Source organism: Cupriavidus sp. IDO (genome assembly GCF_000812465.1).
Lineage (GTDB): Bacteria > Pseudomonadota > Gammaproteobacteria > Burkholderiales > Burkholderiaceae > Cupriavidus.
Genome location: NZ_JWMA01000012.1, coordinates 67229 through 93050, shown reverse-complemented (window position 1 = coordinate 93050; position 25822 = coordinate 67229). Strand labels below are relative to the sequence as shown.

23 protein-coding genes are annotated in these 25822 nt (G+C 65.7%); 11 read left to right on the top strand and 12 right to left on the bottom strand.

From position 1 onward, the window contains the following. The 3 genes from RM96_RS04390 (at position 1) to RM96_RS04380 (ending at position 3623) form a co-directional block, all read left to right on the top strand. Positions 1–420: a c-type cytochrome gene (locus RM96_RS04390; RefSeq protein ID WP_039008080.1), complete on the top strand. Its 420-nt coding sequence runs from the start codon at positions 1–3 to the stop codon at positions 418–420. Between the two features lie 31 nt (positions 421–451). Then, positions 452–1951, top strand: coding sequence for an aldehyde dehydrogenase family protein (locus tag RM96_RS04385; protein WP_039008078.1), 1500 nt, complete (start codon positions 452–454; stop codon positions 1949–1951). A 229-nt stretch (positions 1952–2180) separates the two neighbouring features. Next, a complete protein-coding gene (locus RM96_RS04380; protein WP_039008168.1) occupies positions 2181–3623 on the top strand; it encodes an amidase in 1443 nt (480 codons plus the stop codon). Positions 3624–3655: 32 nt separating this feature from the next. On the opposite strand, the gene RM96_RS04375 is transcribed toward RM96_RS04380, so the two are convergent. Both RM96_RS04375 and RM96_RS04370 read right to left on the bottom strand, forming a co-directional pair. Next, the gene (locus RM96_RS04375; protein ID WP_039008077.1) at positions 3656–5179 is read right to left on the bottom strand and encodes an amidase; all 1524 of its coding nucleotides are present in this window, start codon (positions 5177–5179) and stop codon (positions 3656–3658) included. 152 nt (positions 5180–5331) lie between these two features. After that, complete coding sequence (locus tag RM96_RS04370; protein WP_039008075.1) at positions 5332–6327, bottom strand: Bug family tripartite tricarboxylate transporter substrate binding protein; 996 nt, start codon at positions 6325–6327, stop codon at positions 5332–5334. Between the two features lie 167 nt (positions 6328–6494). Here RM96_RS04370 and RM96_RS04365 point away from each other — a divergent pair, with 167 nt between their 5' ends. Beyond that, the gene (locus RM96_RS04365; RefSeq protein ID WP_039008072.1) at positions 6495–7415 is read left to right on the top strand and encodes a LysR substrate-binding domain-containing protein; all 921 of its coding nucleotides are present in this window, start codon (positions 6495–6497) and stop codon (positions 7413–7415) included. A 153-nt stretch (positions 7416–7568) separates the two neighbouring features. Next, entirely contained in the window at positions 7569–8810 is a 1242-nt protein-coding gene (locus RM96_RS04360; RefSeq protein ID WP_039008070.1) for an NAD(P)/FAD-dependent oxidoreductase, read from the top strand. A 23-nt stretch (positions 8811–8833) separates the two neighbouring features. Here RM96_RS04360 and RM96_RS04355 read toward each other — a convergent pair whose 3' ends face one another. The 8 genes from RM96_RS04355 to RM96_RS04320 all read right to left on the bottom strand — a co-directional run bounded on the left by RM96_RS04355 (position 8834) and on the right by RM96_RS04320 (position 16225). Further along, complete coding sequence (locus tag RM96_RS04355) at positions 8834–9829, bottom strand: AraC family transcriptional regulator (RefSeq protein ID WP_039008068.1); 996 nt, start codon at positions 9827–9829, stop codon at positions 8834–8836. Between the two features lie 154 nt (positions 9830–9983). Then, positions 9984–10163 carry a hypothetical protein gene (locus RM96_RS04350; protein ID WP_039008166.1) on the bottom strand — a complete coding sequence of 60 codons (180 nt, stop codon included), beginning with the start codon at positions 10161–10163 and terminating at the stop codon, positions 9984–9986. 228 nt (positions 10164–10391) lie between these two features. Then, complete coding sequence (locus tag RM96_RS04345; protein ID WP_039008066.1) at positions 10392–11093, bottom strand: GntR family transcriptional regulator; 702 nt, start codon at positions 11091–11093, stop codon at positions 10392–10394. A 177-nt stretch (positions 11094–11270) separates the two neighbouring features. Then, positions 11271–12266 (bottom strand): 2Fe-2S iron-sulfur cluster-binding protein, encoded by a 996-nt coding sequence (locus RM96_RS04340; protein ID WP_039008064.1) that lies wholly within the window; start codon positions 12264–12266, stop codon positions 11271–11273. Positions 12267–12353: 87 nt separating this feature from the next. Further along, positions 12354–12833, bottom strand: a complete 480-nt coding sequence (locus tag RM96_RS04335) for a GlcG/HbpS family heme-binding protein (RefSeq protein ID WP_039008062.1) — start codon at positions 12831–12833, stop codon at positions 12354–12356. A gap of 34 nt (positions 12834–12867) precedes the next feature. Beyond that, positions 12868–14328, bottom strand: coding sequence for an aldehyde dehydrogenase family protein (locus tag RM96_RS04330; protein ID WP_039008060.1), 1461 nt, complete (start codon positions 14326–14328; stop codon positions 12868–12870). A 96-nt stretch (positions 14329–14424) separates the two neighbouring features. Further along, positions 14425–15156 (bottom strand): TenA family transcriptional regulator, encoded by a 732-nt coding sequence (locus RM96_RS04325; protein WP_039008058.1) that lies wholly within the window; start codon positions 15154–15156, stop codon positions 14425–14427. A 139-nt stretch (positions 15157–15295) separates the two neighbouring features. Further along, entirely contained in the window at positions 15296–16225 is a 930-nt protein-coding gene (locus RM96_RS04320) for an ornithine cyclodeaminase family protein (RefSeq protein WP_039008056.1), read from the bottom strand. Between the two features lie 304 nt (positions 16226–16529). Here RM96_RS04320 and RM96_RS04315 point away from each other — a divergent pair, with 304 nt between their 5' ends. The 5 genes from RM96_RS04315 (at position 16530) to RM96_RS04295 (ending at position 21967) form a co-directional block, all read left to right on the top strand. Then, positions 16530–18071, top strand: a complete 1542-nt coding sequence (locus tag RM96_RS04315) for a hypothetical protein (RefSeq protein WP_039008055.1) — start codon at positions 16530–16532, stop codon at positions 18069–18071. Between the two features lie 84 nt (positions 18072–18155). Then, a complete protein-coding gene (locus RM96_RS04310; RefSeq protein WP_039008052.1) occupies positions 18156–18509 on the top strand; it encodes a 2Fe-2S iron-sulfur cluster-binding protein in 354 nt (117 codons plus the stop codon). Positions 18510–18528: 19 nt separating this feature from the next. Continuing rightward, the gene (locus RM96_RS04305) at positions 18529–18822 is read left to right on the top strand and encodes a hypothetical protein (protein WP_039008050.1); all 294 of its coding nucleotides are present in this window, start codon (positions 18529–18531) and stop codon (positions 18820–18822) included. Between the two features lie 41 nt (positions 18823–18863). After that, positions 18864–19163: a 2Fe-2S iron-sulfur cluster-binding protein gene (locus RM96_RS04300; protein WP_039008048.1), complete on the top strand. Its 300-nt coding sequence runs from the start codon at positions 18864–18866 to the stop codon at positions 19161–19163. Positions 19164–19513: 350 nt separating this feature from the next. Beyond that, positions 19514–21967: a DUF3772 domain-containing protein gene (locus tag RM96_RS04295; protein WP_039008164.1), complete on the top strand. Its 2454-nt coding sequence runs from the start codon at positions 19514–19516 to the stop codon at positions 21965–21967. A gap of 3 nt (positions 21968–21970) precedes the next feature. Here the strand turns inward: RM96_RS04295 and RM96_RS04290 are convergent, their stop codons facing one another. Beyond that, positions 21971–22477 (bottom strand): GNAT family N-acetyltransferase, encoded by a 507-nt coding sequence (locus RM96_RS04290; protein ID WP_039008161.1) that lies wholly within the window; start codon positions 22475–22477, stop codon positions 21971–21973. 296 nt (positions 22478–22773) lie between these two features. On the opposite strand from RM96_RS04290, the gene RM96_RS04285 reads away from it, so the two are divergent. Continuing rightward, positions 22774–24297: a Fic family protein gene (locus RM96_RS04285; RefSeq protein ID WP_039008046.1), complete on the top strand. Its 1524-nt coding sequence runs from the start codon at positions 22774–22776 to the stop codon at positions 24295–24297. Positions 24298–24357: 60 nt separating this feature from the next. Here the strand turns inward: RM96_RS04285 and RM96_RS04280 are convergent, their stop codons facing one another. Next, positions 24358–25677, bottom strand: a complete 1320-nt coding sequence (locus tag RM96_RS04280) for an MFS transporter (RefSeq protein ID WP_039008160.1) — start codon at positions 25675–25677, stop codon at positions 24358–24360. Positions 25678–25822 lie beyond the last annotated feature (145 nt).

The window sequence follows — 25822 nt, the reverse complement described above, 5'->3', positions numbered from 1 at the left end:
ATGAGCCGCCTCATGTTGCGCCGTGCGCTTGCCTGCCTGGCGGCATGCCTGCCGGCTTGTGCCGCGCACGCTGAAAGCACCTTGCAGCGCGGCCACGCGAACTACGTGCTGCATTGCTCCGGCTGCCACCTGCCGGACGGCTCCGGCAAGCCGGCGGCGGGCATTCCGGACATGCGCGTGACCATCCCCCGCTTCCTGGCCACGGCGGCCGGCCGGGCATTCCTCGTCCAGGTGCCCGGCACCTCGGGCTCGGACCTGACCGACGCCCAGATTGCCGAGCTGATGAACTGGATGCTGCCCGCGCTGACCGGACGGCAGGACATCGCCCCGTTTACCCCGCAGGAAGTCACCCGCTACCGCAACGACCGGCTCGACGACGTGGCTGCGCACCGCGCAGCGATTCTGTCGAGCCCCCGCTGACTCAATCCATACCCAACAACGAAGGAGACTCATGAACACCCGCACCGACCTGCTATCAGGCGCCACCCGCGCCTTCCTGCAACGCCCCAGGCGCATGCTGATCGATGGCCAGTGGCTGGCAGCCGCTGATGGCACTGTTTTCCTCACCGAGAACCCGGCCACCGAAACTCCTCTGGCCGAAGTGCCCGCGGGCAAGGCCGCCGATGTCGACATGGCCGTACAGGCCGCGCGCAGGGCCTTCGAGCAAGGCGCCTGGGCGGCGATGCGGCCCTCGGACCGCGAGCGCCTGCTGCTGCGCCTGGCCGACCTGGTGGAAGCGAACGCCGAGGAACTGGCCCAGATCGAGGCGCTCGACAACGGCAAGCCGGCGAGCATGGCCCGCGTGGTAGACGTGGCCGGGGCGGCAGGCTTCCTGCGCTACATGGCCGGCTGGGCCACCAAGCTGCACGGCGAGAGCCTGGAAGTCTCGGTACCGCTGGTGCGCGAGCGCGAGTTTGTCGCCTTCACGCGGCAGGAGGCCGTGGGCGTGGTCGGGGCTATCATCCCGTGGAACTTCCCGCTGCTGATGGCGGCCTGGAAGCTCGGCCCTGCCCTCGCCTGTGGCTGCACGGTGGTGCTCAAGCCAGCCGAGGAAACGCCGCTGTCTGCGCTGCGCCTGGGCGAACTGGTGATGGAGGCTGGCTATCCGGCCGGCGTGGTGAATATTGTCACGGGCGACGGCGCGCATTGCGGCGCCGCGCTGGCAGCCCACCCTGGCGTGGACAAGATCGCTTTTACGGGTTCGACCGAGGTCGGCAAGCTGGTCGGCGGCACGGCCATGGAACGGCTGGCACGCGTGACGCTGGAGCTGGGCGGCAAGTCGCCGGTCATCATGCTGGACGACATGACGCCGGAGGCTGCCGCAGCAGGCGCTGCGCAAGCCATCTTCTTCAACCAGGGCCAGGTGTGCACAGCAGGCTCGCGGCTATATCTGCCCCGCTCTAAGTTCGATGCCACGGTGGCGGCGCTGGCCGGCATTGCCGGCAGCCTGCGGCTGGGCGCCGGCCTGGAGCCTGACACGGCCATGGGCCCGCTGGTGTCCGGCCGGCAACGGCAGCGCGTATCGCACTACGTCGAGGCAGGCATACAGGCAGGGGCACAATTGATCTGCGGCGGACCGGCCGACATGCCGCGCGGACACTTCTTCAAGCCAACCGTGCTGGCCAATGCGCCGGAGACATCGAGCGTCGTCCAGGAGGAGATCTTCGGCCCCGTGGTGGTCGCGCTGCCCTACGATGACATCGACGAGGTAGTCGGCCGCGCCAATGGCACCCCCTTCGGGCTGGCGGCCTCGGTATGGTCCAACGACCTCTCGCGCGTGCATCGGCTGGTGCCACGCATCAAGGCCGGCACGGTCTGGGTCAATTGCCACAACCTGCTGGACAACGCCATGCCGTTCGGCGGCTTCAAGCAGTCCGGGCTGGGCCGCGAAATGGGCCGGGCGGTGTTCGACCACTATACCGAGACGAAGTCGGTGATGATTGCAGTGTGAGCGTCGCGGAATTTCCATCATGACAAGACCGACCATGAAAACATCCCCCGCGCCGTCCACCACGCCCCTGCCTCAACCCGCGCGCCGCCAGTGGCTGGGCCAACTGGCGGGTGCCGCGCTCACCACTGCCGCGGCCACGTCCGCCATGTCCCGGAACGCAGGTGCCGCCACACCGTCCTCTGGCGCCACCGGGCAGGCGAGCAGCGGCGCGCCCGATCCTGTCGTGCTGATGCCGGCGTGGCAGCTCTCGCGAGAGATCCATGCGCGCCGGGTATCGTGCCGCGAGGTGATGTCGGTGTACCTGGCGCATATCGGGCGCGTCAATCCGGCTGCCAATGCCATCGTGGCACTGCGCGAGCACGACGCGTTGATGCAGGAGGCCGCCGCTGCCGACCAGGCGCTGGCGGCCGGCAAGTCTGCAGGATGGATGCACGGCATGCCGCAGGCCCCCAAGGACCTGGCGCTCACGCGCGGCATCCGCACCACCTTCGGCTCGCCGATCTTCAAGGACAACGTGCCCGCGACCGATGCCATCATCGTCGAGCGCGCGCGCAAGGCCGGGGCGATCCTGATCGGCAAGACCAACACGCCCGAGTTCGGCCTCGGCTCGCAGACCTTCAACCCGGTCTACGGCGCCACCCGCAATCCCTATGACACCACGCGCTGTGCCGGCGGCAGCAGTGGCGGCGCGGCCGCGGCACTCGCGCTGCGCATGCTGCCGGTTGCCGACGGCAGCGACTTCGGCGGCTCGCTGCGCAACCCGGCCGGCTTCTGCAATGTCTACGGCTTCCGGCCGTCGATGGGCCGCGTGCCCTACGGCCCTACCCCCGAGGTCTTCATCCAGCAGCTGGGCTATGAAGGGCCGATGGGCCGCACCGTGGCCGACGTCGCGCTGCTGCTCGCCACGCAGGCGGGCCCCGACCCGCGCACGCCACTGGCGCTTGAACAAGACCCGGTGCTGGCCAGACTGAATCCGGACAATGTCATGGCGTCACTCGGCGCCGACCTCAAGGGCAAGCGCATCGCCTGGCTGGGTGACTGGGACGGCTGCCTGCCGATGGAAGCCGGCATCCTGCCGCTGTGCGAACAGGCGCTGCAGGCCTTCCCGGCCTTTGGCGTCGCGGTGGAAAAAATCAAACCACCGTTCGCACCGGAGCGGCTGTGGAAGACCTGGCTGGTGCACCGCCACTTCCTGGTCGGCAACGGCATGCTGCCGTTCTACCGAGATCCCGCCAAGCGCGCGCTGCTCAAGCCCGAAGCGGTGTGGGAGATCGAGGGCGCGCTCAAGCTGAGCGCCAGCGATGTCTTCGCCGCGAGCGCGGAGCGCAGCGCATGGCTGCAGGCATTGCAGCAGGTCTTTGCCAGCTTCGACTACATTGCCGTGCCGACCGCACAGGTGTTTCCCTTCGACGTGCGCGAGCCGTGGCCGAAATCCATTGCGGGCCGGCAGATGGACACCTATCACCGCTGGATGGAAGTGGTGTTTCCGTGGACATTGTCGGGCTGCCCGGCCATCAGCGTGCCGGTGGGCTTCGGGCGGGAAGGACTGCCGATGGGCATGCAGCTGATCGGCCGTCCGCGCGACGACCTCAGCGTGCTGCGCCTGGCGCGCGCCTACGAACAGGAACGCGACTGGGTAGGCCGCCACCTGCCGCGCGCGATGATGGCGTAGCCGGGTCGGCGGCGGGGTCCGGGCGGTTACGCCTACACGGCGGAGACACCGCTCGCTTGCGCCGCAGCACCGAAGACCGGCGGCGCGGTGACGATCGAGCGCAATGCCGGATTGGCCGGTGCAAGCGTAGCCAGATCGGGGATGGGACGGCGCAATGCTGCCGAGGTGGCAAACGCCGCTTCCATCGCCTGGGCCACGCCCAGCGTTTCAGCGTCGCCACGGAACCGGCCTGTCACCTGCAGGCCGAACGGCAGGCCATGGTCGTCGGTGCCGCAGGGCAACGAAATGGCCGGGTGCGTTGTCAGGGTCACGACATAGGTCAGGGCCAGCCAGCGGTAGTAGTTTTCCTGCTTCTCGCCGTTGATGGCGTCCGCGTAAAGACTGGTCCAGGGGAAAGGCGAAACCGGCGTGGTGGGCGACAGAATGATGTCGTAGTCCTGATAGGCCTGCTGGAAGCGCTGCAGGATGCGGCTCTGCTCGGCCTGCGCCCATGCGCTGTCCGCCAGGGACATTTTCGCGCCCATTTCGTAATTTGCACGGGTATTGGGCCCGAGGCTGGCCGGGTCGCGCTGGTAGGCGTCGTGCAGGCCCGCGACGAAGCTCTCTGCGCGCAGCACATCGAAGCACCGGTGCACATCCCCCAGGTCGAAGGCCACCTCGTCGCAATGCCTGAAAAGATGCCGCATCGCGGCGATCTTCGCGCGGAACACGCGGCGGATGCCATTGTCCACCGCGCAGCAGCCGAAATCCTCGGTCCAGCCGACCCGCAAGGCCGACAGGTCCACGCGTGCGGGCGCGAGAAAAGCCGCCGGGTTCACCTCGTAGCTCAGCGGATCGGTGACCGATACGCCCGCCGAAGCCGCCAGCTGCAGGCAAGCATCGGCGACCGTGCGGCCCATCGGGCCGACCACCGAAATCGGGGTCCAGCCCAGCAGCTTGCGTGAGTTGGGCACGATGCCCGGTGAAGGCCGGAAGCCCACCACGCCGCATTTGGCCGCGGGAATGCGCAGCGAGCCACCAGTGTCGGAACCCGTGCAGACCGGGAGGAAATCGGCCGCCAGCGCAGCGGCCGAACCGCCGGAGGACCCCCCCGCGTTGAGGTTCGGATTGAAGGGGTTGCCGGTCGCGCCCCAGACAGCATTGCGGGAGTTCGCTCCGGCGCCCATTTCGGGAATATTGGTCTTGGCGACGACGATGGCGCCGGCCGCCCGCAGCCGCGCCACCAGCACGTTGTCCTGGGCAGGCACATGGTCGCGGAACAGCGGCGAGCCATAGGTGGTAAGCAAGCCTGCCGTCGCCTCCAGATCCTTCACACCCAGTGGCAGTCCGTGCAGCAGGCCGAGTGGTTCGCCGTGCATGACAGCCTGCTCGGCAGCCCGGGCTTCTTCGCGTGCCCGCTCAAAGCAGGTCGCCGTGATTGCGTTGATGGCCGGGTTGTAGGCCTCGATGCGGGCGATGCAGGCGTCCAGCAGTTCGACCGGCGAGATTGCCTTGGTGCCGATCAGGCGGCGAAGTTCGACTGCCGAAACCGAGGTCAGGTTGTCTTGTGCATTCATGAAGCAGGAATCTCCTTGGGCCATTTCATCCATTGGTCAGTGGCCCGGATCTGGAAGCAGGAAGGTCAATCGACCGTGATGGTGGCCGCGCCAGCCGCGCCAGCCGCGGCGCGGATGCGCAATCTCGCGCGTATCTCGCAAAGGATGGCCGGTCAGTCGAGCTTGATATTGGCGCGTTGCGCAATGGCGCGCATCTGCGGCATTTCCTTCTCGATCATGCTGCTGACTTGCTTGCCCGGCGCGTAGAACGGCTCAATGCCGTTGTCGGTCAGTTTCTTGCGGGTCGCGGGATCGGCGACGGCCTCGGCCAGTGCCTTCTCAAGCCTGGCCTTGACGTCCGCCGGCAGGCCCCTCGGCGCGACAAGCGCGATCCAGGTGCTGGCGTCCATGCCGGGATAGCCGCTTTCCGCCACGGTCGGCACGTTCGGAAGCAATGCCGAGCGCCTGGCCGTGGTCACCGCAATGGCCTTGATCTTGCCGGATTTGAGTTGCGGAATGGCTGCGGCCACGGTATCTACGCTGAACGGGATCTGGCCGCCGATCAGGTCGGTCATGGCCGGAGCGCTGCCCTTGTAGGGCACATGCAGCAGCTTGGTGCCGGTGAGGTTCAGGAGCGCCTCGCCGGCGAAATGCGATGTGGTGCCGGCGCCGAACGAGCCATAGGAATACTTGCCGGGTTCAGCCTTGGCCGCAGCGACGAACTCCTTGAGGTTGTTGACGGGAACGTCGCGGTTCGCCAGCAGGATCAGGCCAGTCGAGCCGATCAGGCCAATCGGCTCGAAGCTCTTCTGCGGATCATAAGGAAGCCGCGGGTAGATAGCCGGGTTGACCGTGAACGTGGTGCCTGATGTCGCCATCAGCGTGTAGCCATCCGGTGCGGACTTCGCCACAAAGCTGGCGCCCACGATGGTGCCGGCACCGGGGCGGTTGTCGATGATCACGGTCTGGCCGAGCAGTTCGCCCAGCTTCTTGCCCACCAGGCGACCAACGACATCCGTGGCGCCGCCCGGCGGAAACGGCAGGACAAGCTGGATCGGCTTCGAGGGATAGCCCCCCTGCGCGGCGGCAAGCGCTGGCGCCAGGCCAGCGCCGGCGGTGATGGTGCACGCGAGGAGGAGGAGCAAGGCGCGGTGGGCAGGGATTCGCATGTTGAGGCTCCGGCAGGATGGGCAGGCGATGCGCGAACAGGGGACTGGTGTAACGTCATCGTACGATTCAATTCGAATGAATTCGTAGCAATGTTTCGAACTATTGATTGCCAAATCGGCAATCCGTAGAATCGACCGCATCCGCCCGCCAGTTTTCGCCGAGAGCCATGTCCTATCGCATCCTGCAGGAGACCGCAGTCCGCTACTTCCTTGAAGTCGTGCGCACGGGCTCGGTCAAGGACGCCGCCCTGAAGCTCAACGTCGCACCGTCGGCGGTGAGTAGGCAGATCGCGAAGCTGGAAAGCGAACTCGACACCCTGCTGTTCGACCGGCGGGCCAGGGGCCTGGCCCCCAACGCGGCAGGAGAACTGCTGGCGGCCTATGCCAAGCGCACGCAGCAGGACATCGACCGCGTCACGAGCGATATCCAGGCCCTGCGCGGCTTGCGCGTGGGGCGGGTGCGGCTGGCGAGCGTGGAGGGCATTGCGCACGAATTCATCCCGACCCTGGCGGCGAGCTTCAGGGAAAAGTACGTCGGGATCCGCTTCGATCTCGACGTCTGCCCGCAAGGCGACATTGCCCGCCGCATACGCGACGGCGAGGCCGACGTCGGCATCACGCTGAGCGGACTTCCCGAGCCGGATATCGAGGTGGAACTGCGCCACCCTGCCCCCGTGCTTGCCATCATGGCCCCCGACCATCCGCTGGCGGGGCAGCGCCAGATTTCGCTGTCGCAGGTCATCGGATATCCCCTCGCGCTACCGCCCAAGGACAGTTCGCTGCGGCAGCTGCTGGACACCAGCTGCAGCCGGCAGGGCCTGCGCTACGAAACGGTCTTTTCCAGCAACTATCTCGATTCGCTGCTCGGATTCGCGGCGGCGGGGGGCGGCGTCATCACCTTCTACGGGGAGCTTTCCGTCAGAGGCCGGCTGAAGGCCGGCACCATCGCCGCCGTGCCGTTGCGCGACCGCGAGCTGAACGAGCGCTCCATCGAGGTCCAGACGCTGGCCAAGCGAAACCTGCCACCCGCGGGGCGGGCGTTCGTCCAGCACCTGGCGGAGGCCATCACGCGCGTAAGCGATGAATGATTGCGCTATCGGCAATCATTCATTCGATTTATTGCTGGCGAAGCATATTTCGTTAGATCGGTCCGGCGTGGAGAATCGGGCATTGGCCTCCTTCTCCAGCGAGGTCCGGATTGCCATGACGCAGATTGCAAACCTGAACCACGGACTACCGGCATGACAAAAGACATCGTGGTACTCGGCGCCGGCATGGTCGGCGTTTGCACGGCGCTCGCACTGCGCCAGCGCGGCCATGCGGTCGTGCTGGTCGACCGGCAGGCGCCTGGCAGGGAGACGTCGTACGGAAACGCCGGGATCATCCAGCGCGAAGCCGTACAGCCTTATGCCTTTCCCCGCGAGTGGCTGGCAATACTTCGCGTGATCGCCCGCCAGGGCAACGATGTCCACTACCACCCTGGCGCGCTCGCCAGCCTGCTGCCGGCGCTGGCGCGCTACTGGTACGAGTCAGCGCCCGCGCGGTATGCCGCCACGGTGACGGCCTACAGCGCGCTGATCCGCCACTGCCTCACCGAGCATGACCGGCTGATCGCGCTGGCCGGCGCGCAGGACCTTGTGCACAAGTCGGGCTGGCTGCAGGCTTACCGCAGCGCCTCGCCATTCGACCAGGCGTCACTGGCCGCGACCGCGGTCGCGCAGGAGCACGGGCTGGATTGCCAGATCCTGGACGGAGCCGCGCTTTCCGCTGCCGAACCTGTGCTGCACGGAACGATGGCAGGCGCGATCCACTGGCGCGATCCCTGGACCATCACCGATCCCGGCGAACTGGTGAACCGCTACACCGCACTATTCGAGAACGAGGGGGGCATCATCCGCCGCGGCGACGCTACCACGCTGATGCCGGCCGGGGCTGGCTGGACCGTGGCAACGGAAGACGGTCCGCTTACGGCGGCGCATGCAGTGATCGCACTAGGCCCCTGGGCGCCGGCCCTGACAAAGCCGCTCGGCTATCGCTTTCCACTGTTCGTGAAGCGCGGATACCACCGCCACTATGCGGTCGAGCGGATGCCGAACCGTCCGCTGCTCGATGCCGAAAACGGCGTCGTTCTGGCACCGATGCAGCGGGGGCTGCGCCTGACCACGGGAGCGGAGTTCGCCCACCATGACGCGCCACCAACACCAGTTCAGTTGCAGCGTGCCGAGCGCTACGCGCGCGAGCTGCTGCGGCTCGGGGCGCCGGTCGAGAGCACACCCTGGCTCGGCGCCCGGCCATGTGTCGCCGACATGAGGCCGATCGTGGGCGGGGCTCCACATCATCGCGGCCTGTGGTTCAACTTCGGCCACGCCCATCAAGGCTTCACACTGGGTCCCGCCACGGCGCGGCTGGTCGCGGAACTGATCGACGGGGACCCGCCCTATATCGATCCCCTCCCCTACGATCCGATCCGCTTCGGGAGCTGACATGGCGCGTGCCGGCAAGCGGCTCAGCGGCGCCGTGCCAGTGTTGCAGACGGCAGCTCGCCAAAGAAGGCGCGGTACTGCGCCGCGAAGCGCGGCAGATGATGGAAGCCAAAGCGCGCCGCCACCGCGCCGACCGATTCGGGCGTGCCCGCGCGCAGGGCCTGGCGCGCGCCGTTCATGCGCACCGCCCGCACGAAATCGAGCGGCGACAGGCCCGTCACTTCGTTGAAACTGTATTGCAGCGTGCGGCGCGACACGCCCAGGTACTCGCACAGCGCCAGGATGCTCCAGGCCTCATCAGGCGTGGCGCGCACCAGCGCATAAGCATCGGCCACCAGCCTGCGCCGCGCGGCCGTGGTGGGCAGCCGCTCCGGCGAGCGATCGCCATCGTCCACGAGCGCGGTGGCCGTCGCCAGCAGCAGCGCGTCGCGGATCGCTCCTTCCACGAAGCGGTGGCTGAAGACTTCCGCATCGATCGCCGCCGTCGCCAGCACTGACAGCAGCACAGCTCGCAGCTCGTTGCCGATGGCCGGGCGCAACTGGCGTACCGGCGCAATCCGCTCGAGCGGCACCGGCTTTCCGCCGGCCAGCGCCACTGCGCGCTGCAGCGCCGGCATCGGCACCGTCAGGCCCGCCAGATCGAGCTGGCGCGGGGTACGCATGGCCAGCGCGTTGCCGTTGCCGGCGCACAGCAGTGCCTGCCCGTGCATCGGATAGCCGTGGAACCAGCCGCCATCGCACTGGAGGTGGGGCAACGCAATCGATACATAGCCTCGTGCCGCTTCGCCCTCTTCCAGCAGGGCTTGCGTGGTCTGTTCGCGGAATACATGGACGTCACCGTAGGTGACCTGCGAGACCTCGGCACGGAATACACCGGGCGTCAGTTGCTGGTAGCGCTGCTGCCAGCCGTTCAGCTCCGCCGCTGCGGCCTGGGCTTCGTCGGCGACGACATGGCGCAGGTTGCGCGGCGCGGGCGCGTCGGCTGTCAGTGTGGAGGAAGACGGTTTGGCGGGCGGCATGGGGCGCGAGACGTGCGTCGCGCGCCAAAGGACGGGTTCTGGTCTCTTTTCCTGGGGAAGGCGCACGGCGTTTCAGTGTAGCGAAAGCGTGCGCGGCTGCAAAAGGGGGGCAACCCTGATCGCCTGCCCCGGGGCGCCAGCCGGATTGCGGAGATCAGGCCAGACGGCCGCTGCGGCTGGAGGCGCCAATCAGTGCGCGGAGAAAATTGCCGAGATCGGCAAGGCGCAGCGGAAACAGCGCAGTCGCGTGACGAATCCGGTCGCGCGAGGCGTAATGCTGCAGCAGTTGCTCGCCAACCGGGGTATTCAGGTAGCTGGCTTCGGGATAACGCATGGTCTTCACCTATTGACTGTCTCGGGAAACGAGTTGTCGACAGTATACACAATTCTTGTGCGCTGCGCCATTTGAGGGCGCGATGCGTCAGTTCTGTGCAACCGTGAACAGGAATGGCGCTGGGCGCCGGAGTCAATGAGTGAGAGGTCTTACTGAATGTGGATGATCCGCCGCAAGCGGCATGCTGGAGGCAGCCAATGGGCCTGCCCTCCCCGCTTGCGTGCAGGATCAGGCCGCGCGAGTCTTGTCGCCGACCGGAAGCTCAGCAGCCTTGGCCGCGCTGTAGACATGGCGGGTGGCCAGCAATGCGGCCAGGTCGGCATCGCCGGCGATCACGGCCTGCAGGATCTGGGCGTGCTCGTCCCAGTTCTGGCGGGCCCTGACCATATTGGCGGGTCCGAACAGTGTCGCCGTACGCTCGCGCAGCGACTTCACCATTTCCTGCAGCACGCTGTTGGCGGCGATATTGCCAAGCACATCGTGAAAGCGCGAATTCAGCACCAGGAGCTGGTCCGTGCGCCCGCTGGCGGCGGCTTCAATGCCTTCCTGCAGCACCGCTTCCAGCTCGGCGATCAATGTGGGGTCGCGGCGCTGCGCTGCAAGCTTGGCATTGAGCCCTTCCAGCGTGGCGCGGACCTCGACCATCTCGCGGGCGACATCCGCCGACAGCCTGGCGACTGACGCGCCGCGGCGTGGCTCGATCAGCACCAGGCCTTCGGTTGCCAGTGTGCGCAGCGCTTCGCGCACCGGGATACGGGAGACGCCCAGTTCGGCGGAGAGCTTGTTCTCCACCAGCCTTTCGCCGGGCTCGTACTCGCCATTGAGGATCCGCTCACGCAGCCTGTCGGTCACCAGCGTAAACAGAGGCGAATGGCTCGCGCCGAGGCTCACGACTTCCTGCTCGGTTCGGGACGGGGTATTGGCTGGCATAGTGGGCGGATACAAGGATCCATCAGGCTGTTTCGGTTGCCTCGGGCAAGGCCCGAGGTTGTCCGTATTGTATACCAGCGCTGCTACATTTCCCTCGCTGGCGTCCCTGCGTCGCCTCTGCGGCACACCAGCCGGGATACTGAGCATTGTATACAGCGAGCCCTGCCCAAATTCGCGTCAGGTGCGCTGGAAGGTAAAGCTGTCTGAATAGGTATGGTCTGCGCTGGCGCCACGCTCAAGAAACGTCGCCTTGGCGTCGCGAATCATGTCGGGCGAACCGCACAGGTAGATTGCGTGCTCCGAGAGATCGGCAAGATCCTCCGCCACGACCTGCTGCACATAGCCGCGGCGGCCAGTCCACGACGATGCACCGCGCGATAGCACCGGTACGTACTGGAAGTCATAGAGGCGCTCGCCCCAGCCCTGGATCTGATCATGCAGGTAGAGATCGCCAGCTTCGCGCATGCCCCAGTACAGCGAGACCGGCGGGCAGTCCGGATCATCCATCAGCGATTCGAGGATGCTCTTGATCGGCGCGAGCCCGGTGCCAGTCGCCACCATCAGGAGCGGGCGGTAGTCCTTCTCGCGATAGTAGAACGAGCCGTGCGGCAGCTCGACCTGCAACTCGTCCCCGGCCTTCAGCCGTGAAACCGTGCTTTCCGTAAAGGCGCCGCCAGGAATGCGGCGCACGTGCAGGTCGACATGGCCGCCGGCGGGCACCGACGCCATCGAGAAGCTGCGCGGCAGGCCGTCGTCGCCAAGGATCTTGAGATACTGCCCGGGCCGGTAGTCGAGCGCATCGATTTCCGGAATTTCCAGGTCGACGTGCAGGACGTCCGCGGACAACGGGCGGATGCCGCGCACCACCGCGATATGCGGCGCGGGTTCCGCGCAGGCTTCTTCGCGCGCAATGCTGACGACCAGGTCGCCCTGCGGCCGCGCCTGGCAGGCCAGCGCGTAGCCGGCGGCCTCCTCTTCGGGCGTCAGCCCGAACGGGTATTCGTCATAAGTCACGCTGCCTTCCACCAGCCGGAGCCGGCAACTGCCGCAGCCGCCGAGCTGGCAGTCGTGCGGCAAGGCCACGTTCTGTCGCAACGCGCCTTCCAGCACGGATTCGCCGGGCTGGACTTCGAAGGTGTCGCGGGTTTCGAGGATCTGGATGCGATGAATCATGACGGCCGGGTCCGGGTATTCGGTGACGATTGCCAGCGGCGCAGGCAGGCTTGCCCGCCCCGGCCGCCGGCCAGGTTGCAGTTGGGGCTAGCGCTTGATATCGGCCTGCACCAGCACCGCCAGGTCTTGCGGCGCCAGCAGTTCCTGCAACGCCTTGAGCGCGGCGAGGCCCGCCTGCGTGTCCTGCTCGCCGTTGCCCCCGCTCAGGCCGATGCCGCCGATCACCTCGTCATTGACCACGATCGGGAAGCCGCCGACGAACGCCGCGAACTTGCCCTCGAAGCTCCACTGGATGCCGAACGCCTCATTGCCGGGCAGGCCCGGGCCATTCGGGGTCTGGTTGAACAGGTGGGTCGAGCGCTTGTGCCCGGCCGCCGTGAAAGCCTTGTTCCACGCAATCTGCGGGCCGGTGATGCGGGCGCCGTCCATGCGCTCGAGCACCAGCGGATAGCCGCCGTCATCGACGACGCAGATGGATTCGAGCACGCCGATTTCTTCGGACCTGGCGATGGCTGCAGCCACCATGTGGCGGGCTTCCTTCAATTCGAGCTTGATGGCCTTTTTCATTGGCTTCTCCTGGATTGGGTTTGCGCCCGCGTGCTCAGCAGCCGCGGTAGACCGTCTTTACCTGCGTATAGAACTCAAGCCCGGTGCGGCCCGATTCACGGAATGTTGAAGTGCTGGAGCGCTTCAAGCCGCCGAACGGGGCGTTGACGAGATTGCCGGTCGTGGTGCGGTTGATCTTGACCGTGCCGGCCTGGATGTCGGCGGCAAAACGGTGGATATAGCGCGGGTTGTTGGTGGCGATGGCGGCGGACAAGCCGTACTCGGTATCGTTGGCCTTGGCAATGGCATCGGCGTAGTCGCGGCATTCGATGATGGCAATCACGGGCCCGAAGATCTCTTCGCGCGCGATCCGCATCTGCTGCGTGACGTCGGTAAAGACGGCCGGCGACACATAGAAGCCCTTGTCGAAGTCGCCGCCGGTCAGCCGTTCGCCCCCGCACAGGAGCGCGGCCTCGGACTTGCCGATGTCGATGTAGCCCAGCACGGTCTCGAGCTGCTTGCGCGTCGCCAGCGGCCCCAGGTCCATGCCTGGCGTCATGCCGCTGCCGATCTTCAGCGTCCTGACCCTGGCCAGCAGTTTCTCCGTGTACGCGGCCTTGACCGCCGACAGCACCAGCACGCGGCTGGTACCGGTGCAAGCCTGCCCGCTCAGGGAAAAACCGCCCTTGATGGTCAGGTCCACCGCCTTGTCCAGGTCGGCGTCTTCCATCACGATCAGCGGGTTCTTGCCGCCCAGTTCCATCTGCGTGCGCGTGGTGAGCGGCACGGCACGGTGAATCTGCTCTCCGGCCCGGGTCGAGCCGGTGAAAGAGACCGCGCGCACGGCAGGCGCTCCGGTGATGGCGGCACCGATCTCTGCCGCACTGCCGGTGATGAAATTCAGCACGCCCTTCGGCAGTCCGCCCTTGACCAGGGCTTCGGCCAGGCGGTAGCCGCTGAGTGGCGCATCGGACGAGGGCTTGAACACCACCGTATTGCCGGTGATCAGCGCAGGCGCAATCTTGCGCGCGGGGATCGACACCGGAAAGTTCCACGGCGCAATCACCGTCACCACGCCCAGCGGTTCGCGCTGGCTGTAGACCAGCATGTCGGGGTCGTCCTGCGGAAAGGTCTCGCCGGTGAAGGTCTGGCCTTCGACCGCATAGAAGCGCAGCGTCTGGGCCGAGCGCAGGACTTCATCCTTGGCCAGGCTGAGCGCCTTGCCCTCTTCGCGCGTCAGTTCGCTGGCGATGCTGTCGGCATTCGCTTCCAGGTGATCGGCGGCGCGGTTCAGCACAGCGGCCCGCTTCGACACCGGGGTTGCCTTCCAGCCCTCGAAGGCCGCTGCGGCAGCCGCTACCGCGGCGTGGGCGTCCGCGGCCGACGATGCCTGGAAGCGGCCGACGATATCGCCGGTATCGGCCGGGTTGATGTTCTCGAAGGTCCGGCCCGACTGGCACGCGGACCATTCACCGTCGATGTAGTTGTAGAACTCGTCCTGCTTTCCGACTGTCATGTTGCTAACTCTGGTGAGGAGAGAAGCGCGCCCTGCGGCGCCCTTCCCGGTCGGACACTGTCTGCCGGTCCGGCAAACGCGCTTCAGTCTTGTGCCTCAGGCAGCCATCTCCAGCTCGGGCAGCGGCAGTTCCTTCTGGACGTAGTCGTAGTACAGCGCAGTCGTATAGAGCAGGCGCATCTGCGCGCCGATCTCGCAGATCTTCAGGCAGCGCTGCTGCAGTTCGGGGGTATCAGCGTGCTCCAGCACGATCTGGTAGCCGCGTTCGCCGTGGATTTCATCCGACACGATATGCAGGTCGAAGAACTCGACCTCTTCATCGGTGAAGCCGTACTTGTCGCGCAGCGTGGGCGTCTGCTTGCGATAGATCGACGGCACCTGCGATTCCAGCCCGACCACCAGGCCAGCCACGGCCACGATGGGGTCTTCACGCATCGCCACCGAATAACACCAGGCCTGCAGGCCGCGCGTGGTTGGCGACATATTGTCCGGATCGATCACGCGCTCGCGGGTGGTGCCGCAGGCTTCTGCAAAGCGGATCAGCAGGTCGGTGTGGCGGTCGCCGCCGATTTCTTCCTCGTACATATTGGCCAGCAGGAAGTCCTTGGCCTCGGTGAAGCGGTCCGGCGTGCGGGCGTAGATATAGGCGAGGTAGTCCGCGAACGGGCCGACATAGTGGTAGTGGTTCTCGGCCCAGCGGGCCAGGTGTTCGCGGCTCAGCTTGCCGCTGGCCCAGGCCACGCTGAACGGCGCCTTGTTGGCGCTCTTGCCCTTGATCGCTTCTTCCAGGGCGGCACGGAATTCTTCTCGGTTCATCAGTTCAGCCATGTCGGGGCTCCTTATTTGGCTTGGGGCTAGTCCGGCGTCGAATGGGTCGGCGCCTCGGTGTTTCGGTATACTATATACATTAGTCGGCGGGCGGCAAGCATTTTTTAGGCAGGCACTTATCCTGCCCCGCTGTGCCGCTTCAGGCCGCAACGGCCCGTGCCGACTGGATCTGTTTCCAGGCGAATCCGGCCAGCGCGATGTCTTCCAGACCCACGCCGACAGACTTGTAGATCACGATGTCGTCCGCATTCCGGCGCGCCGTGGCGGTGCCCAGCACTACCTCGGCAAGTTCCACGATCTTCTGCGCGGGTAGCGCGTCCGGCCCGGCCAGCACGATGTCGCCCGCCTCCCGCGTGGATTGCGGGCGCCACTCCACCACGACCGAGGCCGCACGCCGGAGGGAGTCGTCGTCCAGCTCGCGGGTATGCGGCAGGCTGGAACCGATCGCCGCGACAAAAGCACCCGGCTTCAGCGCGCTGCCCGGGAACAGCGGCGTGGTCGAACGGGATGCCGTTACCACGATGTCGGCATCGGCAACTGCTGCTTCGGGCTCGGCAAATGACACGGGGATGCCGCACCAGCCGGCCAGGCGCTCGGCGGTAGCGGCATCCGCGTATGGGTCAGAGAGCAGGATGCGCTCCAGCGGCAGCGCCGCACTCAGCTGGCGCGCATGCGCCGTCCCCTGCGTGCCGGCACCGAACAGCGCCAGCGTGCGGGCATCCGGGCGAGCCAGGTGCCGTGCCGCCATGACCGTGCAGGCTGCCGTGCGCAGCCGTGTGATGGCACCGGCATCGAAAGACGCCAGCGGCCGTCCGTCCTCGGTGGAGAAGATCAGGATCACAAAGGAGAACTGGCCGTTGATGGTCGTATATACCTTGGCGCCGGCCACCCCCTGGTCGGGGAGGACGGCGCCAAGCGTTGATAACTTGACGCCACCGGCCTCGGTACGGATGCGCTCCTGCATGGCGGCACGCTCGCGGCCAAAGCTGCTGAACGCTTCCAGCATCACCTGCTGGGCCGCTTCGCCACTGACATGGCGGTCGATCATCTGGTCTGTGATGTGCTGCATGGAATCTCCGGTGGGATCTTTAGTCCTGGCGCAAAGCTCGATTTATTTTTGGTATACAGTCTACATACACAAATATGGTGCGGGCAAGCTCCATTGTGTCGACCCTGCACCACTTTGCCCGCTGAAGCTCTATGTATTCCCAATGTTTGCGCGGGTTTCTCCCGGAAGACGCACCACTTGGGAGCCGGTATAACTACGTACAATATTTCGCTTGTTCACCGGATATTGTGAATATAGTATACCGACAAGGCTGACACATCAGCCCCACAAGACCATTACAACCCTTCGCCCCCGGGGAGCTGTCATGCAACACGAAGCCGTGATCGGTGCCGCGCACTGGATTTACCTGTTAGGGGTGGCAGTCATCGTGCTGACGATGATCCTGCGCGCCAATGTCGTGGTGCCGTCCATTGTCGGCACCTGCCTGGTTGTCTTCGCGCTGACGGGCAGCCCCGTCGCCGCGCTCGGCGGCGTGTTCTCCGCCAGCCTGGTAGCCGCCAAGGAGCTGTTCAACATCTTCCTGGTGATTGCCTTCATGACGGCGCTGCTCAACGCGCTGAAGACATTGCGTTCGGATATCCGCATGGTCGAGCCGTTCCGCCTGATCATGAAGAACGGCCATTCCGCTTATTTCATCCTCGCCGGCATTACCTATCTGATCTCGCTGTTCTTCTGGCCGACGCCGGCGGTACCGCTGGTCTCGGCGATCCTGTTGCCTGCCGCCATTGCCGCGGGCCTGCCGCCGCTGGCGGGCGCCATGGCGATTGCCATTGCCGGCCAGGGCATGGCGCTCTCGTCCGACTATGTGATCGGCGTTGCGCCCGGTATCAGCGCCAAGGCCGCGGGCGCGGCAGTCAGTGCCGCAGTGGTGGCGGACCGTGCGCTGACGCTGTCGATCATCACCGGCGCCATTGCGCTGGTGCTGGCCTACCTTTCGATGCGCCGGCATATCCAGCCCGCGAGCGGCCTGCTCCTTGACCGCTGGCAGGCGCGAGCGACCGGCGCCGCGGCCGAAGCGATCGACGGCGGCGGCACCTTCGACAAGGCCGAACTGGCACGCGGCACGAGCCACAGCGAGCCGCTCGCCACCGATTCCAATATCGAAGCCAGCCTGGCCATGGTGGCGCGCCGCCGCGTGAAGTGGTCGAAGTGCTTCGCCGTGGCGACGCCGGTTGCCTTCCTGGCGGTGGTGGCGATCATGGTGGTGCCCAAGTTCGGCATGGCCATGCCCGAGCTGAAAGGCGGCGATGCCGCCGCGCTGGTGGGCGGCGTAGCGGCGGTGCTGATGATGCTGGCCACGCTGGCCGCCGAAGGCCCGCGCAAGATGCTCGATGTCTGCCCGGAGCACATCACCGACGGCTTCGTGTTCGCCTTCAAGGCCATGGGCTCCGTGCTTCCCATTGCCGGCTTCTTCTTCGTCGGCGCCGGCGAGACCGCGGCGCAGATCCTCGGCCTGCCGCCGGGCAAGGCGCCCAGCCTGCTGTTCGAGCTGATCCAGGCCTACCAGAGCATGATCCCGGACAACCACGTACTGGTGGCCTACGGCGTGCTGGTGGTCGGCATGATCACCGGCATCGATGGCTCCGGCTTTGCCGGCCTGCCGCTCACCGGCACGCTGGCCGGCGCGCTCGGTCCGGTAGTCGGCTTCGACCCGGCCACGCTGGCAGCCGTCGGCCAGATGGGCGCGGTCTGGACCGGCGGCGGCACGCTGATCGCGTGGTCCTCGCTGATCGCCGTGGCAGGTTTTGCCCGGGTGCCGGTGCTGGACGCGGTGCGCGCCCTGCTGATCCCGGTGCTCATCGGCCTGGCCTGTTCGACAGCCGCCGCCATGCTGATCTGGTCCTGAAGCCCGACTTACCCTAACCCCGGAAACAGACGCCGCCGGCCACGACGGCCGGTGTGCCCAACGCTTGCCCGCAGGAAACACGTCATGCCGAAAGTTCTCTTCCACAAGCACGGCCAGGTCTTTCAGGACGAGGTCAAGGACAACACGAATCTGGTGGTGCGCGCCGGCATCAAGCAGTTCCCCTACCCCAACCTGCGCTACGAGTGCGGCATGGGCAAATGCGCGAAGTGCGCCTGCCGCGTGATCGGCGGTGCCGAGCACCTGCCGCCGCCCAACTGGAAGGAAAAGAAGCAGCTGGGCGACCGGCTCGAACAAGGCTACCGGCTCGCCTGCCAGCTGTGGATCCAGCACGACATCGAACTCGAGCAGGACGAGGCCGACGAGAATGCGCAGGCCGCCGCGCAGGAAGGCGCCACGCCCGCGCGCGCCGCAGCCTGAGGCCCCACGGAGCGATGCCATGTACGTGATCCTGACCAGCCGCGCCGGCCAGTTCCGCACCGAAGCCGTCGATGGCATCACGCCCGTCGAGGCCTACGACTACCTCTTCTACGGCAAGCAGACTGCCCGCTTCGTCATAGCCGAGCTGACGCGGGAAGTGAAAGTGCGCGTGGTGGAAGAGACGCCGCAGGGCACGGTCAACCTCGTCCCGTCGAAGTTCCTGGAGAGGTTCGACACCATCGAGGCCGCCCGCGCCGAACTGCGCCGCCTGGCCAGCTTCGGCAGCATGGACATCGCGCTGCAGCGCGTCTGACGCGCGCAGCCACGCATCGCCAATACGTACCGGACAGCAAGATGATCGAAATCACCTTCCTCACCAACGATCGCAAAGTCGTCAGCGCCCCCATCAACAGCAATCTGCTGCGTGTCTCGCTGCGCGAAAAGGGCGGCATCCCGTTCAAATGCGGCGGCGGCCTGTGCGGAACCTGCAAATGCAGGATCGAACGCGGGCTGGAGCATACCGACCCGGTCAAGCCCAAGGAACGCAACCACCTGAGCCAGGAGGAACTGGCAGAGGGTTACCGCATGGCCTGCCAGACCTTCGTCAACGGCGACATCAGCGTGTCGTGGCAGGTCAAGCCGGCGGTCAGGTAAGCCGGCAGCCGGGAAAACCCGTGTGATCTGAACGCTTGCGTATAATCCAGGCTTCCGCGGTCAGGCCGCTAGCCAGCCCACTGATCGCCTGAATCCGGTCAGCGCGCCCCCACGTCAACCAGGGCTCGTTTGCAGCCCGCCGAGCGGTGAACACCGCTCGCCCGCTGACCAACTTCGCGGAAGTGGACCGCCAGTCATGTGACGGTCCCTTCCTGTGTTCTTCGTCGGCACCCGGCCGTCCAGCATTCCGATCGTCATCCCCCGCCTTCCGCCATTCGGCGAAGTCATGGCATTTCGGAAAACGCATGCTTGATTGCCGGCGCGGCCAGACCATCCAACGGGTTTCCGCCATGAGCAAACTCTCCAGGCTCGCGCCGGGCCTTGTGCTGGTTGCACTGATCCACCTGATGCCGTCGGCGCTGCCGGCAGCCTTTGCCGCGGACGCGGCGTCGGATGCAGAAGCACAGCAGGTTCCGGCCCTGACACATACCGAGGCAGTCGCTGAACTCAAGCGCTTGCAGACCGAGCAGGACCGCATCAAGCAGCTGGCATCGAGTGCTTCCGGCAACACCAGGCTGGAAGGCGTCGATGACAACCTCAAGCAACTGGCGAAAGACGTCGACAAGCTTGAAGCTGCACTGAAGCCTCAGCGCGCACAGTTGCAGGCCCAGCTGGATGTGCTCGGTCCGCCACCAGCGGCTGGCAAGACGGCGGAAGCACCCGCCGTCGCGCAGCAACGGGCCGATCTCAATGCGCGCAGGACGCAGCTGGACAATGAACTGAAGCAGGCTGCCGAGGGCAAGGAGAACATTGCCAACCTGAACGATCAGCTCGCCAAGCTGCAGCGCGGCTGGATGAAAGACCAGCTCGCCCTGCGTTCGGAAAGCATCCTGAATCCGCAGTTCTGGGCGCCGCTGTTCAAGCCGTCGCCTGAGGACAAGGAGCGGATGGACACGTTCAAGGACGAGGTCGTGCCAATGCTGCAGTCTGCATGGCAGCCAGGCCAACGCTCTGCGACTGCCCTGCTCCTGCTGTTTGCGCTCGCGGTCTGGACACTCGGCCGGCGGCTGGCCGAGCGCGGCCTGGCGTGGTTCTGCCTCACGCGGTTGCCGGAAACGCGCCTTCGGCGCAGCGCGCTGGCGCTGGCGACCGCGCTGACCACCGTGGTGACGACTGCGCTGGCGGTCCAGGTGACCTTTATCGCCTTCACCCGCCTCTACGAGGTGCCCCCCGATCTGCAGGACCTGCTTGGCGAGCTGTTCAAGCTGACGCTGACCAGTGCATTGATCGCCGGCCTCGGCCGGGCGCTGCTATGTACGCGCCACCCGTCATGGCGCCTGCCTGCGCTGGCCGATCCGGTAGCGCGGGCGATGAAGCCGTTCCCGCGGCTTCTGGCCGGGCTGCTGCTGCTGGCCGGCACGCTGGAGGTGCTGAACCGGATGGCCGATACCAGCGTGCAGGTCACGCTGCTGGGCCGCGGGCTGGTCTCGCTGGTGGTGGTGCTGACCATCGGCGCCGCGCTGATGCGCGCCAACCGCGTACGCACCGAACTGGCCGCGGCCGGCGAACGGCCCGAGGCGCGCGCCACGCTGGCCGGCATGATCCACGCCGGCGTGACCGTCACCATCATCGTCTCGCTCGGCGCCCTGCTGCTTGGCTATATCAGCTTTGCGCGCTTCCTGACCTACGAGCTGGTCTGGTTCGACATCGTGCTGTGCACCCTGTACCTGCTGACGCAGCTGACCCGCGACACCTCCGAAAGCCTGTTCTCGACCGAGCACACCAGCGGCCGCCTGATCAAGCAGCTGTTCGGCATTGACGATGAACACCTGGAGCAAGTCTCGACGGTGCTGTCTGGAATCGGCGCGAGCCTGCTGCTGCTGCTGGCCGTGATCGCCCTGCTGACCGGCGGCTTCGGCACCACGCCCGTCGACCTGCTCAACAGCCTCTTGCTGGTCCTCGGTGGCGAGAAGCTGCGCAGCCTGAACATCATGCCCGACCGCATCATGAACGCGGTGATCGCGCTGACGGTCGGCATCTGGCTGCTGCGCTCGGTGCGCCGCTGGCTCGACGCCGAGTTGTTGCCCAAGGTCTGCAAGGAGCCGGGCCTGCGCGCTTCGCTGGTCACGCTGTACAGCAATGTGGGCTATGTGCTGCTGGTGCTGCTGACCTTGTCGCTGCTGGGCGTGAAATGGGAGAACCTGGCCTGGATCGTCAGCGCGCTGTCAGTGGGCATCGGCTTCGGCCTGCAGGAGATCGTCAAGAACTTCGTGTCAGGGCTGATCCTGCTGACCGAGCGGCCGGTCAAGGTCGGCGATATGGTGAGCATTGGCACCGTGGAAGGCGATATCCGGCGCATCAACGTACGCGCCACGGAGATCCAGCTGGGCGACCGCTCGACGGTGATCGTGCCCAACTCGCAGCTGATCTCGCAGAACCTGCGCAACGTGACGATGAGCAACAGCACCCAGGGGGTGGCGACGCTGCAGCTGACCTTCCCGCTCAATATCGACCCGGAGGAGGTACGCGACCTGCTGCTAGGCGCCTATCGCGACAACGAGAGCATCCTCGACCTCCCGGCGCCTTCGGTCACGTTCAGCCAGCTCGCGCCGAACGGGATTACCCTGAGCGTGACCGGCTATGTCGCCAGCCCGCGCATCGCGGCCACGACCAAGAGCGAGCTGCTGTTCGAAATCCTGAAGCGGCTGCGTGCGGCCCACATCTCGCTGTCGGTGCCGCAGACGCTGAGGGTGGAGAACATGCCGGGGCTGAACACGGAGCTGCTGACGTCGGCGGCTGGCTAGCGATCATTTCACCGCACCGAAGGCCTCGGAATACGACACCGTTCCCGCAGGCGTTTTTCCGTCGAAAGAGAACGCCTGGAAAAACTCGGGCGGAACGTCCGCCAGCACCAGCGACGGATTCGCCCGGAAACCGAAACGGCCGTAGTAGGCGGGGTCGCCCAGCACCACGCAGCCCGCGGCACCAAGCCTGCGCAGGCCGGCCAGGGCCTGGGTCATCAACTGGCCGCCGATGCCCTGGCCCTGGCGTTGCGGCGCAACGGCGATCGGCCCCAGGCCATACCATCCGCTGCTGCCGTCGGACACTGAGACCGGGGAAATCGCTACGTGCCCGACAATGGTGTCGTTGTCCTCAGCCACGAGGGAGATCGTGAGCTGCCCGGCGTCCCGGAGCGCATTGACGATGTACTGCTCGGTGTGGCTCGTGTGCGGGGCGTCGAGGAACGCCTCGGCGATAAGTTGCGCGATGTCTTCCGCGTCTGCGGCAGATTCGCTTCGGATGTCGATGTGCATGAAATCGGTCTGGGCGGCCGGATCGGTGAAAACTTGCAGGGCCTTTTTGTGGTTCTTTGCCGGCCTCCGGGCGCCGGGAGCCACAAAATGCTTCCCGGCCCGATATGCGAGATGGTAACGATTCCGCTACCAGATAGGTGAACAGGTAAGCATTGTATTGGATCTGGTAAAAGCCTCCGCCAGGCCATCCGATATGCAAGCTGGTAATGCCATATCATCCCCGTAGTCAAAACGGTAAGTCGCATATAGACTTTGGTAATCCGTTTGCACATCTCTACGCACATACTCCCGCCGTTATGGCTCATACTCCACTTGGCTACAGCGCCCTGATCTCGAAGTTCAGCCTGCGCGTTCCGCCATTGCTTGCGACCTCCGCGCTGTCTGACAAGACGGGGGTAATGAGCACCCACACGGGCGCCGACGGGAGCATCAAGACGGTATATCCCCGGAACCGGTACCGCGGCGAGGATACGACTGTCGACCATCTGACCTTCGCGCTGCGCAAGGAGCCGATGAACCTGACTGTGCTCGCGGCACTCTTCGAACACCAGACCGCCGTGGACGAAGTACGCCAATGGCTCGCTTCGACCCCGGGATCGCGATACGCCCGGCTTGCGGCTTTCTACGCCAAGTGGCTGGCTGGCGCCGAATTCGACTACAAGTTGCCCACCGGTGCCGCTCGTGTGCCGACCCTGGACGAGGCGAAATACGTCACGGGCCCCAGCCAGCTCGACGCGCAGCTTGGAATCCTGAACAACCACCTGGGCCCGGCCGCACTCTGCCCGCTGGTGCGTCGAACGGAGCGCCTCGAGGCCTTCATCGCTGCCGACCTGCCGGGGATGATCGCTGCAGCCATCAACCGGCTCGAGCCGGAGGTTCTCGCACGCGCGGTGGACTACCTCTACCTGGCTGAAACGCGATCGACATACTCGATCGAGAAGGAGTTGCCGGACAATCAGCGCGTCGCGAAATTCAGGCGCCTGCTGGAGTTCGCTGGCGCAGCGGTTTCGCTCGACGAAGAGCAGTTCTGCGAATGGCAGAACGAGATCATCTCGACGATCCGGGCCGAATACTCATATCGCGATCGCCAGAACTGGCTCTCCCGCGGTGGACGGCTGCGAAACATCGCCGACTACATCCCGCCGGCGCCGGCGCAAGTCGAGCCAATGATGAATGGCCTGGCCTGCCTCGCTGGCCTGATAAAAGCAAAAGTGGACCCCATCATCGTCGCGGCATGTGTCTCGTTCGGGTTCGTCTATATCCACCCGTTCCACGATGGTAACGGCCGGCTGCACCGATTCCTGATTCACCACTTGCTGCGTCAGGCCGGTGTCACGCCGGAAGGCATCGTGCTGCCCGTCTCGGCGAGCATGCTGAAAAACCTGCCGGTCTACGCCGGCCTGCTCAAGGACTACTCCGGGCCACGCACAAGCTTGCTGAACTACGCCCTGGATGCGGATAGCGACACGATACTCATCAAGTCGCCGCAGCCCTATTGGCTGTACGCCTCGTTTGATGCGACGGCGCTGTGCGAATTCGTCTTCGAATGCATCGAGCAATGCGTCGAAGAGGACCTTACGCTGGAGATCCGGTATCTGAAGGCATTCGACGCGAGCAAGGCAAGGCTGGAAGGATGGCTGGACTTGCCCCAACCGCGCCTGACCAATCTGATCGACCTGATCGTGCGGAACCATGGCGAGCTCTCGAGTCGCAAGCGCTCGAAATTCACCGACCTGACGGAAGAGGAGATCGCGCGGATCGAGGAGGTGGTACGGGACGAATACGCAGACTACTTCGAGAGCCAGGCCAAGACCGCCTGAAGCCGAAGCATCCGCGTCTCGGTACCGCCCAGCCCGCGGCACCAGGCAGCCCGGCCGGCATCACTCATGACTGCCGAGCAGCTTCCGGTTTACCCGCAACGCCAGCAATGTGCAGGCAACCCCCGAAAGCAGATAGCCGCTGACCGCAATCAGCCCGAACTCGACGGACAGGCCGAGCGCGACCAGCGGCGCAAACGCGGCGCCGAACAGCCAGGCCATATCGGTGGTCAGTGCCGCGCCGGTGTAGCGATACCGCCGTTCGAAGTTAGACGTGACGGCCCCCGCCGCCTGCCCGTATGACAAGCCGAGCAGGCCAAAGCCGATCAGGATGAACAGGTCCTGCCCCGCCGGGCCGCCGCCCATCAGCACCGGCGCGAACAGGCTGAAAATGCCGATCAGGATCGCCATCAGGCCAAGCGTCGTCCGCCGTCCGATGCGGTCCGCGATCAAGCCGGATGCAATGGTGCCGATGATGCCGATCACGGCGCCCACGATCTGGATGGCCAGCACATCCGTGATCGACTGCGTGCCATGCAGCGCCACCCACGACAAGGGAAACACGGTCACGAGGTGGAACAATGCATAGCTCGCCAGCGCGGCAAATGCGCCGAGCAGCAGGTTGTACCCCTGCTTCTTCACGATCTCCGTGGTGCTGATGGGCTCAAGCTCGTCCTCGTCCAGCAGCTGCGTGTATTCGTGCGTCACCACCAGGCGCAGGCGCGCAAAGAGCGCCACCACGTTGATCGCAAACGCGACGTAGAAGGGATAGCGCCAACCCCACTCCAGGAACTCGTGAACGTCCAGGCTGGAGATCAGGAACAGGAACAGGGAACCGGCCACGATAAAGCCGGTGGGCGCGCCGAGCTGTCCCATCATCGCGTACCAGCCGCGGCGCTGCGGTGGCGCATTGAGCGCCAGCAGTGACGGCAGCCCGTCCCATGAGCCGCCAAAAGCCACGCCCTGCAGCGTGCGGAATACCGCCAGCAGGATGATCGAGGTTCGGCCGAGATCGGCATAGCCTGGCAGGAAGGCAATGCCCACGGTGGCGGTGCCAAGCAGGAACAGCGACGCGGTCAGCTTGATGCTCCGGCCCCATCGGCGCTGGATACGCATGAACAGCGCGGTGCCGAACGGCCGCCCGATAAATGCCAGCGCGAAGATCGCGAAGGCGTAGAGGATGCCTTCCAGCCGGCCGGTGAACGGAAAGTAGACAGTCGGGAAGACCAGCACCGAGGCGATGCCGTAGACAAAGAAGTCGAAGTACTCGGAAGCCCGGCCAATCACCACGCCGGTGGCGATTTCTGCCGGCGCGACATGCGCGGCGCCGGGCGCTGGAGGTGCCGAAGGAGACGCCCGGTGCTGGTGGGTCAGGCTGGACATCGGCATACCTCCCTTCGTTTATGAGGACGGCGCTGCAAATTGCACCATGAAGAATGGCACCTGAGCGCCTAAACTGCCATAGTTGCTCAGAACAGTCTAAGTCACGTATGCCCCCGCGTACAAATGGCACGGACTCCAAGGCTAT